Genomic DNA, 542 nt, shown 5'->3' with positions numbered 1-542 from the left:
ACCATGGGAGTTGGTCTTACCCGACGGCGCTGCGCCGACCCGCGAGGGGAGCAGGCGACCACGGTAGGGTCAGCGACTGGGGTGAAGTCGTAACAAGGTAGCCGTAGGGGAACCTGCGGCTGGATCACCTCCTTTCTAAGGATTCCTTTTTGGGTTCGGGTCGGGCTTGCCCCGGTCCTTCTGCCTCGGCAGACCCATCGAGGATCATTGGAATACAGGGACCTGTCAGGGTCCTATTTGCGGGATGACGCCGTCCTCGCTTCTCTTTCTCAGTCCAGGCCGTGCGCATCCGCGCCGCGCTCCGATCATTCCGTCACCGGGATGGCCGTCGAGTGCGCCTGGAGACAAGTTTGCCGCCCAGACGGGGTTCGAGGATCGATGGATCCGGGACCGTGGCTGTGGTGAGCGAAGTTATCAGAAATCGTGAAGAGGGAATGTGACCGTTGGGGGCGCGAGAGCGCTGTCCCGTCGGTCATGTTCGGCAAGCATACGGCGATCGGGCTGGAAACGGTCTGATCGCTGGTCTTTTTGCGACCGTGTCG

1 rRNA gene is annotated in these 542 nt (G+C 61.8%); it reads left to right on the top strand.

The window, feature by feature from the left end:
* A 16S ribosomal RNA gene (locus tag MKK53_RS18265) occupies positions 1-135 on the top strand; the annotation flags it as partial.
* Positions 136-542: the final 407 nt, after the last annotated feature.

This window comes from Methylobacterium sp. J-076 (assembly GCF_022829405.1).
Classification (GTDB): domain Bacteria; phylum Pseudomonadota; class Alphaproteobacteria; order Rhizobiales; family Beijerinckiaceae; genus Methylobacterium.
The sequence above is the reverse complement of the archived record's forward strand: the minus strand, read 5'-3'. Positions and strand labels throughout refer to the sequence as shown.